Raw genomic sequence first — 9,029 nt, 5'->3', positions numbered from 1 at the left:
GATCGGTACTCACTGACCATCGCACGATGGCTCGCTAGCGTCTACGACACCGTGAGCCCTGCCAGAAACCCCACCACTCCCCGGGACGCCACCCATAGACCGGAACAAAGGTGCTCCATGCGAAATCTCGGAAAGCTCTCCATTGCCGCGGTCGTTGTGGCCGCTCTGACCACCATCGCAGCCCCCGCATACGCGGCGGACGGCAACGAGGCGCCACCTCCTCCGCGGGAGGACATCCAGACGCAGCTCGACGCCATCGAGAACCCCGATGCCCGAGCGGGAGCGGAGTCGATGGTCGCTGAGCTCGTCGCCCAAGGGCGCGACGTGGTTGCCGTCGACGCCGGCACCTACGTCCCAGTGGCCGACGCCGCGGAGGGACAGATGTCGCCGATGGGTATGCCCACTGACTGTCACGCGAGCCTCACGATCAGTCGCTCCGGACAGAACATCTTCAATGACGTCAAGTCCTGGTGTTCGGTCTCCTTCACGAAGGTCCAACACCACATGAGCATCATGGGTCAGAACCCGTGGGTGCCGCCGGACACGAACACGGTCGCCGACAACTGGTACACGACCTACAGCACGACCACGGCGTGGAACACCCAGGTCTTCGCTTGCAACAACTACAACATGACGGACTGGCGTGCGTACGGTTCCGGGGCGCTCGAGCGCGGCGGCGTAGTCTACACCATCCCGACGCTCCAGGACGTCATGGACTATCAGGACTGCGGATGGTGAGAGAGATGCGCACTCAACTCAAGACCGGTACCCAACGCCACCTCACCAAGGCAGCGCTGAGCGTCTTGATGGCCGCAGTGCTCGTGGGGCTCTCCACCCCGGTCTATGCCGACGAGCTCGGAAGCGCGGAAGTGAACGTGTACCTGGGCTGCAACGCTAGTACTCACCTGATGGGGATCAAGGCCTCAATTAGCGGGGTCGCCCCCGGAGACCAGCTCCAGGCGTCCTACAACATCGGCGGCGGCACCGACCACTCGCTGGGTGTCGTGTGGACGGGGCAGCTCGGGATCGGGAGTACCAACACGGTAGAGATCAACTCGCCGTACCCGCAGACCTGGATCAACGTCACGATCGGTAGTTACCATGGGCAAGCCTGGTCCTTGTCCTGCCCGTAAGCGATCCGAACGTTAGGAGGGGATCCACCGTGACCGACGAGAAGCTGTCTCCTCATCAGGTCCCAGGTCCCGGGCAACCCCTGCATTCCTGGGATGTTGAAGACTCTAGGGTCAGGATGGAGTTCAGGATGGTGCTCGATCACACCCAGGCAGAGACTGCCGTCCTGAAGCTCGTTCACGGAGGCGAGATCACTACCGAAGATATGGTGACGTTCGGTCACCTGAATTTCGCCGCCTTCATCAGCGGATTCGAACCTGCGATCGCGCTCTGGAAAGGCTCAGCGAAGCTCGACCCACGCATCGTCACCTGGTTGAGCGAAAGCGCATGAGGTGGCTGACTCAGCCTGACTCTGACTGACACCATCTGACCGCCGGCAGCCCCCGTGGCTGTCGGCGGTCAGATGGTGCGGCCGAGAGGCCTCAGCGTGTCGCCGGGGCTCGCGGGGGAGTGGCTGACGGTGGGTCCATCGACGTCCGTGGTCGCGCCGGCGCTGTTCTGAGCGACTATCGCGCGTAGACGTCCCAAACGCGAGCAACGCCGCTGGATCCTGGGAAAAGGTCGTCGAATTAGCGAGGGTTCGGCTGTGATCCGGCTCAGCTCACCTGCGTGAGTGCGATCCGACTCCACCCGTCAGCGCCCGCCGGCGAAAACCCGGTGACAGCCCAGACGGAGTCGCGGGGGATGATGACCTGCCCCGTGGCGGTGCGCAGGAACGAGCTCGGGTGCAGCGCCCGGGTGAGCTCCTTGCTTCGATGCGCTGGGTCGGGGATGCACAGCGCGCGGGTGACTGTCAGCTCGAGCAGAACCTTCCACTGGACGTCGTGGACGCGAGCGTCGGTACTGTCATAGAAGCGGGCGACGTGCTCGGTCGGCGCCGCGAACATGAGCGTTGAGCCGACCAGGCTGCGTTCGCCTTCCCGTCCAGGTATTCGAGCCTCATAGGTGAGTGGGTAGTTTCCACGCGAGTCCAGGTGGATTCTGGGCTGAACTGTAGAACCCCGTGGCTTCGGCTGCGGGGTTCATTCTTTCGCTGCCCTTGTTCCACGACGGACACACGAGCTCCGCCGTATGTGGCCGCCGCAGGCGGCCAGGGTGCTCCCGTGACAAAGCGCGGCCTACTCCGGGCGGCGCCAGAGACACCCCCGGGAGCATACTCATGACAACCTCAAACCCGCCCCTCGGCCCCTACGACACCGGTGTCCGCCTTGAGCCGCAGCTCTGGCCCGTCAACGACGACCCAGACCGCTACGGCCGCGTCGACTTCGATGACGACGAGGGAGCCACCGTGCTCTCGGCCCACGTGGAACGTCGTGCTGACGGCTCGCACGCGCTGCACGTGGAGCTGATCGCAGGCTAAGTGAACACTGCTGTCTACGTCGACGGCGCTCGCTACGTGCCCGGCGAGCTCCGCGCCGACCACGGCGCCAGCCCCACGGCAGCAGCGGTGGCGAAGCTCATCGAGCTCGGGCGCGAGGCCCTCGCCGAGGCGATCGTTCGGACGCTCGCGATCACCGGCGCACGGCCCGAGTGGGACAGCGAGACCATCGAGCACGTCCTCGAAGAGCTGCAGCGCTCCACGCGCGGCGCTCTCCCCAGCGTCGGCGACACCGACTACTGGACACCCGTGGCGGTCGAGGCTCTGCTCGCGGACGCCCACGAAGCACAGGCCGAGATGGCCGAGGAGGAGAACTGATGACCGACATCACAAACGGCCGCGACGCCGAGCTCAAGGCCCACATCGCGTGGTCCCACATCGCGTGGTCCCACATCGTCGAGCCCGGCGACGGCCTCGCTAACGAGTTGATCGACAGCATGGGTGCCCCCTGCGCTCTGGCTTCCGTCCTCGACCCCGATGGGCGGGAGGGCCTAGCGCGTTCACTCGCGAAGAGCTTCGTCGAGAACGAGGTGCCGATCGACGTCCAGGCGACGCTCGACCGCTGGGTCGCGCGCCACCGCGCCGCGGACGCCGACACGCCTCTGGTCCGAACGGTCGGTCCCGTGAGGAGGCGGGCCAGGAGCGCCGTCGGGGGAGCTCGTCTCGGAGGGTGGTGATGAACGTTCTTCTACTCGTCGGCAGGGCGTGCGTCCGTGACGGTCCCGCCGTGCAGTGTCGCGAGGATGCTGATCCCCTCATCGGGGAGACGACCGGCTAGCTCCTTGATCGGAGTCGGACGAAAGCCGCCCTAGCATTGCCTCTGGATGCGAAGAGGTTCGGGGGAGTGGCCGATGGAACGTCGAGCGGCGGGCGAGAAGCAGTACGGGCCGGCGTCGCGCTGGATGATCAGGCATGTGTTCACGGCGCCGGGCGGCTGGTCGAGGTTCTCAGGGATGGTCCTGTTCGGCGCGGGAGTGATCCTCCTGGTCCTGACCGTGATCCTCTTCGCCGACCCGTCCTCCTCGCAGGATGACCGTGACTTCTTCCCCTTCATCACGGTGTTCTTCTTCTTTTTGAGCGCGCTCTTCTTCGTCGCCTGGTTCGTCTTCTGGATCATCGACCGGCTCCGTCGCTGACCGGGACGGCCCAGTAGACGGCCCGGTACCGTGCCCGGCACCCGGCCGAGTCTTCGGTCACACGGTCCTGGTGCGGCCTCTTGGCCGGACGAGGAGGATGGCGAGACCGAGCACGACCAGCGCGATGAGCAGGTCGAGAACGGTGCCGGCGGCGAACTCGGCCTGACCCGACCAGCCGGTCGCGGAGGTGACGCCGCCGATCGCGATCACCCCGAGGGATAGTGCGAGCTGCTGCACGGTGCCGAACATCCCGCCGGAGAGCCCGGCCGCCTCCACCGGGACCTCCCGCACGACGATCTGTGTCAGCGGGGAGAAGGCCATGGCCTGCCCCACACCGAGCAGGACCAGCGAGGGCTGCAGCATCCAGAGCAGGTTCGAGGACCACCCGATCGCGATCGTGAGCGTCATCCCGAGAAGGGCGACCACCTGGATCCCGACGCCCCAGATGAGGGTCGCGTCGCCGTGCAGCCGCTGGATGCGCGCGAGCGCCAGCGAGACGACCGTGAAGACGAGCGCGAAGGGGAGGAGCGCCATCCCTGCGCCGAGCGGGGTCACCCCGAGTCCGTCGTCGAGAGCGCGCGGGATGACGAAGAGGATCGCGCCATAGCCGGCGAAGAACAGGCCGGCCGAGGCGAGGCCGAGCTGGAGCGGGCGGAGGCGGAGGATGCTCGGGGGGAGCAGCGGCACCCGTCCCGAGCGCTCGATGCGCGTCTGATGGGACCAGAGGAGCACGAGCAGGGACGCCCCGACGACGAGCGCTGCGATGATCGGCCACGGCCATCCCAGCGATGGGCCGAAGGTGAGGGCGGAGGAGATGAGGAGGATCCCCGCGCCGAGCTCCACAGTCCCTGCCAGATCGATCGCGACCGGCTCGTGGACCCTGCTCCGCGGGGCGAGCCGGGACAGCACAACGGCGAGGGCCGCGAAGAGCGCCGCGACCCAGTACGTCGCCCGCCATCCGTCGATCGGCCCGATCGATGCGCTCGCGAGCGCGCCGCCGAGGACCTGCCCGATCGCGGCGCCGATCCCACCGCTGGCGCTGAACGCAGAGATCGCGCGGACTCGGGCGGCACCCGTGCTGGTCGCCTGGATCGTGGCGAGGACCTGGGGTGTGGCCATCGCGACCCCGATGCCCTGCACGATCCGGGCGGCGATCAGCGCCTCGATCCCGGGCGCCAGCGAGCAGGCGATGGCGGCGACGAGGAACAGCGACATCCCTGCGGCGAAGAGCCGATGACGTCCGAAGCGGTCGCCCAGACGTCCGCCGAGGATGAGGAGCACGGCGAACGGGATCCCGTAGCCGGCGATGACGAGCTCCAGCATGGCGTCGGACGCGCCGAAGCCCGTGCGCAGCTGCGGCAGCGTCACGGTCACGGCGTTGAACGCGTACGAGCCGATGCCCGGCGCGATCACCAGCCCGAGGTAGCGCCAGGTGGGGGTGATGGTCTCGGCGATGGCGCGGAGGGGCACCGGAGCGGTCGTGGACATGCATCCACCGTCTCCTCTTCTCGATCCTGGTACCAGGAGTGCTCTTATCCTGGTAGTCGGAGCACCTCCCTCCCGTGTGCCTTCCCGGGGCCGGAGGCGGAGAATGGACGGGAAGGGGGTCGCATGTCCGGATCGCGCGAGCGTCGCGAGGAGTTCGCCTCCTATCTCCGTTCCCGGCGCGCCCGCCTCCGCCCGGGGGACGTCGGACTGCCCGTGGGGACGCGTCGTCGGGTCCTCGGGCTCCGCAGGGAGGAGGTGGCCCAGCTCGCCGGGGTCGGCCTCACCTGGTACACGTGGCTCGAGCAGGGGAGGCCCATCGCCGCCTCCGAGCAGGTGCTCGCCGCGATCGCCCGCGCGCTGCTGCTCACCGACGACGAGCGGGACCATCTCTTCGCCCTCGCGGGGCTCGCGATCCCGGAGCGGGAGGGGATGAGCTGCGTGCATGCCGCGCATCTCGATCTGCTCGAGAAGGTCATGCCCTATCCGGCGGCGGTGCAGACGGCCCGGTTCGACGTCCTCGCCTACAACCGCGTGTACCGCTTCCTCTTCCAAGACCTCGACGAGATCGCGCCGGAGGACCGCAACTGCGCCCGGCTCATCTTCACGGATCTCCACTGGCAGCAGGCACATGCGGACCTCGACAACGCTCAGCGGCGCATCGTGGCACGGGTTCGCGCCGCATACGGTCGGCACCGCGACGAACCGGGCTGGCAGCGCTTCGTCACGGACCTGCGCAGCACGTCTCCGGCGTTCGCGGAGCTCTGGGAGCGCGGTGACGTGGCGACCGAGCGCAGTGCGCTCAAGAGGCTCCGTCATCATCTGCTCGGCGAGCTGAACCTGGAGATGACGAGCATGTGGCTCGACGAGATGATGGGCGCGCGTCTGGTGTGGTTCGCTCCCGCGGACGCGGCGACGGCGTCCCGGCTCGAACAGCTGGAGCGGATGACCAGGGACGTCGCGCCGTTCACCGCGGTCGGCTGACGAGCCGACCAGCGCTGACCGCGTGCCGTCTGCGTGCCGTCTGGGTGCGGACCGCGTGCCGTCTGCGTGTACGGCGCCTGTTCGTGCGCACGGACAGAACCTCGTCCCGGATTCGTCGCGGGCGCTTAGCCGTGGCTTACTCCTCTCGGCTGAGATGGAGCGAACCCGACCGGACGGGACGGGCGTCGACAACGGAAGGCTCACATGACCGTGGACATCGATGCACTCGGCGGGAGACTGCGGACCGAGCTTCTCGACGACCGCATCAAAGAGGGCGAGCCCGGGGCGGTGATCGGGGTCTATCACGACGGCCAACTCGTGGCGAGCGCGTGCCGCGGCCTCGCCGACCTCGAGACCGGCGAGGCGCTGACTCCGCGTTCGCTCCTGAACCTCGCCTCGGTGAGCAAGCAGATCGTGGCCACGGCGATCCTCATCGCCGCCCGGCAGGGCGCCGTGGATCTCGACGCCGATGTTCGCGTCCTGGTCCCCGAGCTCCAGCTCACAGGTGTCACCCTGCGGCGCTGCCTTCAGCACACCGCGGGTCTGCCGGACTATCTGACGGCCGCCGGCATCGGAGGGGTCGACATCCTGGACATCGCGGCGCTCGACGCGTTCGTGTCCTGGATCTCGACGGTGACCGCCCATGACTTCGAGCCGGGACAGGATGAGTCCTACTCGAACACCGGCTTCGTGCTGGCGGCCCTTGCGACGGAGCGCGCGACGGGCGTCCCCTTCCCCGAGCTGGTGAGGAGGACGGTGCTCGTCCCGCTGGGGATGACCCGGAGCCGGGTGACGACGCTTCTCGGCGAGACCGCACCGGGGCTCGCGATCAGCTTCACGCCCGAGGCCGGTGGGTTCACGCGTCACGGGATGGGGATCGGCGAGGTCGATCCGGTGCGCGGTGTGAACGGGGACGGCGAGGTGCTGACCTCCGTCGAGGAGTTCGGCGCGTGGCACGGCTTCCTCGCGGACGGGCGCGTGCTCGGCGCCGACATCCGCGCTCAGCTGCTGACCCGCGCGGTGCTCGCCGACGGGCGGGTCTCCTCGTACGGGCTCGGCATCGAGCATGAGCGTCGCGGCGACACGACCGCGCATGCGCACAGCGGGTCGATGTGGGGATATCGCGCCTACTCGCTCAACGACCCTGTGACCGGGATCGGGATCGCCGTCTTCGCCAACCGGGACGACCTCGACGCCGTCGAGACGGCGTGGCGCGCGTTTCGGCTCGCGACCGGGTTCGCGGAGATCTCCGGCGCCTGGTTCTCGGTCGCACACGCATTCGGTCTGCGGCTGCGCGTCCACGCGAACGGCGATCTGGAGGTCGGCGACGGATCGGCGGTCGTGCGGCTCGTCCGGGACGGCGAGGATCGCTGGACGAACGACGACGACCTCAGCCTCGTCGAGGTCGTCGATGGGCGGCTGAGGGCCGCGGTCTGGTTCGGCGTGACCAGGGAGTTCGTGCGCCTGCGCACGCCGACCGCGCATCCCGCCGGTGTGATCGGCCGATTTCGGGAGCCCCACCACGGCGGCGCATACCGCTTCGAGGATCGGGACGGAGCCCTGGTCGCGATCATGCCCGACGGGGAGGAGATCCCGGTGACGCCGTTCGGGGAGCGCGAGGGGGAGTGGATCGGGAGCATAGGCGGCGACTGGCTACTGGTCGGCACGACGCCCGGTGGGCCGGTCCGCTACGGAGCCGGAACGCTGATGATCGACCTGCATCCGTCGGAGGCGTGAACCCGGCGTCGCGTCGGCGGCCGCCGGTAGGCTTGACGCATGCCCGCCTCCCGTCCGCCCGCCGCTCGTGGCGCGAAGCGCGGTGCGAAGGCGCCGAGCATCGCGCAGGTGTCCTGGCGGCAGCCGCGCCCCGCCCCGATCGTGCTCGTCTCCGGTCCCGAGGAGATCTGCGCCGAGCGGGCGATCGCCGGGGTCAGGGACTATCTGAGAGCCGAGGATCCTGCGCTCGAGGTGAGCGACGTCCGCGCCGACGACTACACGTCGGGCACCCTGCTCGGGCTCACCTCGCCGTCCCTGTTCGGCGAGCCGCGCCTGGTGCGCGTCGCCGGCGTCGAGAAGTCCACCGACGCCTTCATCCAGGAGGCCGTGGCCTATCTCGAGCACCCGCAGGACGGCGCCACGGTGATCCTGCGGCACACGGGAGCCTCGGTCCGCGGCAAGAAGCTGCTCGATGCCGTCCGGGCGGGAACCGGCGGCGGCATCGAGATCCCCTGCCCCGCGATCAAGCGCGACAGCGACAAGTTCGACTTCGCCGCGGGGGAGTTCAAGGCCGCGCAGAGGCGGATCGCCCCTCAGGCACTCCGTTCTCTGGTCTCGGCGTTCGCGGATGACGTCACCGAGCTCGCCGCCGCCTGTCAGCAGCTGATCGGCGACGTCGAGGGGGACATCACCCCCGACGTCGTCCAGCGCTACTACGGCGGCAGGGTCGAGGTCTCCGCCTTCGTCGTCGCGGACACGGCGATCGCCGGCCGCTACGGCGAGGCGCTGGTGGCTCTGCGGCATGCCCTCGCCTCCGGTGCGGATCCGGTCCCGCTGGTCGCGGCGTTCGCGATGAAGCTGCGGACGATGGCGCGCGTCGCGGGCTCGCGAGAGCCGAGCGCAGCCCTGGCATCGAGACTGGGGATGAAGGACTGGCAGGTGGATCGGGCCAAGCGCGATCTCGTGGGCTGGAACGAGCGATCGCTCGGACTGGCGATCCAGGCGACGGCAAGGGCGGACGCGGACGTGAAGGGCGCCGCCCGCGACCCGATCTTCGCCCTGGAACGCATGGTCACCGTGATCGCGACGCGTCGTCCCTTCGCAGGCTGAGCGGGGCGGCGCCTCCGGGCGAAGAGCGCGAGCGCAGCAACGGCGAAGGCCCGTCACCCCCAGCGGGGGACGGGCCTTCACCGTGTTCG

General features: G+C 68.7%; 12 protein-coding genes. 10 read left to right on the top strand and 2 right to left on the bottom strand.

The window, feature by feature from the left end:
- The first annotated feature begins 117 nt into the window (after positions 1-117).
- The 3 genes from J2Y69_RS14630 to J2Y69_RS14620 are packed head-to-tail and all read left to right on the top strand — an operon-like array spanning position 118 to position 1,462.
- Complete coding sequence (locus J2Y69_RS14630) at positions 118-738, top strand: hypothetical protein (protein ID WP_310022035.1); 621 nt, start codon at positions 118-120, stop codon at positions 736-738.
- A gap of 5 nt (positions 739-743) precedes the next feature.
- Positions 744-1,133, top strand: a complete 390-nt coding sequence (locus tag J2Y69_RS14625) for a hypothetical protein (RefSeq protein ID WP_310022033.1) — start codon at positions 744-746, stop codon at positions 1,131-1,133.
- Positions 1,134-1,162: 29 nt separating this feature from the next.
- Positions 1,163-1,462, top strand: coding sequence for a hypothetical protein (locus J2Y69_RS14620; protein WP_310022031.1), 300 nt, complete (start codon positions 1,163-1,165; stop codon positions 1,460-1,462).
- Between the two features lie 265 nt (positions 1,463-1,727).
- Here the strand turns inward: J2Y69_RS14620 and J2Y69_RS14615 are convergent, their stop codons facing one another.
- Positions 1,728-2,018 (bottom strand): hypothetical protein, encoded by a 291-nt coding sequence (locus J2Y69_RS14615; RefSeq protein WP_310022030.1) that lies wholly within the window; start codon positions 2,016-2,018, stop codon positions 1,728-1,730.
- 272 nt (positions 2,019-2,290) lie between these two features.
- Here J2Y69_RS14615 and J2Y69_RS14610 point away from each other — a divergent pair, with 272 nt between their 5' ends.
- From J2Y69_RS14610 to J2Y69_RS14595, 4 genes are all read left to right on the top strand, one after another.
- Positions 2,291-2,491: a hypothetical protein gene (locus J2Y69_RS14610; RefSeq protein WP_310022028.1), complete on the top strand. Its 201-nt coding sequence runs from the start codon at positions 2,291-2,293 to the stop codon at positions 2,489-2,491.
- Positions 2,492-2,827, top strand: coding sequence for a hypothetical protein (locus tag J2Y69_RS14605; RefSeq protein WP_310022026.1), 336 nt, complete (start codon positions 2,492-2,494; stop codon positions 2,825-2,827).
- The gene (locus J2Y69_RS14600; protein ID WP_310022024.1) at positions 2,827-3,186 is read left to right on the top strand and encodes a hypothetical protein; all 360 of its coding nucleotides are present in this window, start codon (positions 2,827-2,829) and stop codon (positions 3,184-3,186) included. Before J2Y69_RS14605 ends, J2Y69_RS14600 begins: the two co-directional genes overlap by 1 nt.
- Before the next feature lie 174 nt (positions 3,187-3,360).
- Positions 3,361-3,645 carry a hypothetical protein gene (locus J2Y69_RS14595; protein ID WP_310022023.1) on the top strand — a complete coding sequence of 95 codons (285 nt, stop codon included), beginning with the start codon at positions 3,361-3,363 and terminating at the stop codon, positions 3,643-3,645.
- Between the two features lie 57 nt (positions 3,646-3,702).
- Here J2Y69_RS14595 and J2Y69_RS14590 read toward each other — a convergent pair whose 3' ends face one another.
- The gene (locus J2Y69_RS14590; protein WP_310022021.1) at positions 3,703-5,133 is read right to left on the bottom strand and encodes an MFS transporter; all 1,431 of its coding nucleotides are present in this window, start codon (positions 5,131-5,133) and stop codon (positions 3,703-3,705) included.
- 123 nt (positions 5,134-5,256) lie between these two features.
- Between J2Y69_RS14590 and J2Y69_RS14585 the strand changes: the two genes are divergently transcribed.
- From J2Y69_RS14585 to holA, 3 genes are all read left to right on the top strand, one after another.
- Complete coding sequence (locus J2Y69_RS14585; RefSeq protein WP_310022019.1) at positions 5,257-6,114, top strand: helix-turn-helix transcriptional regulator; 858 nt, start codon at positions 5,257-5,259, stop codon at positions 6,112-6,114.
- A 204-nt stretch (positions 6,115-6,318) separates the two neighbouring features.
- A complete protein-coding gene (locus tag J2Y69_RS14580; RefSeq protein ID WP_310022017.1) occupies positions 6,319-7,851 on the top strand; it encodes a serine hydrolase domain-containing protein in 1,533 nt (510 codons plus the stop codon).
- Between the two features lie 39 nt (positions 7,852-7,890).
- On the top strand, positions 7,891-8,940 hold the full coding sequence (gene holA, locus J2Y69_RS14575) for a DNA polymerase III subunit delta (protein ID WP_310022015.1): 1,050 nt from the start codon (positions 7,891-7,893) through the stop codon (positions 8,938-8,940).
- The last annotated feature ends 89 nt before the right edge of the window (positions 8,941-9,029 follow it).

Origin of the sequence: Microbacterium resistens (genome assembly GCF_031456305.1) — a bacterium.
Lineage (GTDB): Bacteria > Actinomycetota > Actinomycetes > Actinomycetales > Microbacteriaceae > Microbacterium > Microbacterium resistens_A.
Note: the sequence above shows the minus strand (reverse complement) of the source record. Positions and strands in the feature narration are given on the sequence as shown.

Bases quoted from the DNA above. Each gene is read 5' to 3' on its own strand.
- J2Y69_RS14630 (WP_310022035.1), top strand. From the start codon at position 118: ATGCGAAATCTCGGAAAGCTCTCCATTGCCGCGGTCGTTGTGGCCGCT.
- J2Y69_RS14625 (WP_310022033.1), top strand. From the start codon at position 744: ATGCGCACTCAACTCAAGACCGGTACCCAACGCCACCTCACCAAGGCA.
- J2Y69_RS14615 (WP_310022030.1), bottom strand. From the start codon at position 2,018: ATGTTCGCGGCGCCGACCGAGCACGTCGCCCGCTTCTATGACAGTACC.
- J2Y69_RS14610 (WP_310022028.1), top strand. From the start codon at position 2,291: ATGACAACCTCAAACCCGCCCCTCGGCCCCTACGACACCGGTGTCCGC.
- J2Y69_RS14600 (WP_310022024.1), top strand. From the start codon at position 2,827: ATGACCGACATCACAAACGGCCGCGACGCCGAGCTCAAGGCCCACATC.
- J2Y69_RS14595 (WP_310022023.1), top strand. From the start codon at position 3,361: ATGGAACGTCGAGCGGCGGGCGAGAAGCAGTACGGGCCGGCGTCGCGC.
- J2Y69_RS14590 (WP_310022021.1), bottom strand. From the start codon at position 5,133: ATGTCCACGACCGCTCCGGTGCCCCTCCGCGCCATCGCCGAGACCATC.
- J2Y69_RS14585 (WP_310022019.1), top strand. From the start codon at position 5,257: ATGTCCGGATCGCGCGAGCGTCGCGAGGAGTTCGCCTCCTATCTCCGT.
- J2Y69_RS14580 (WP_310022017.1), top strand. From the start codon at position 6,319: ATGACCGTGGACATCGATGCACTCGGCGGGAGACTGCGGACCGAGCTT.
- holA (WP_310022015.1), top strand. From the start codon at position 7,891: ATGCCCGCCTCCCGTCCGCCCGCCGCTCGTGGCGCGAAGCGCGGTGCG.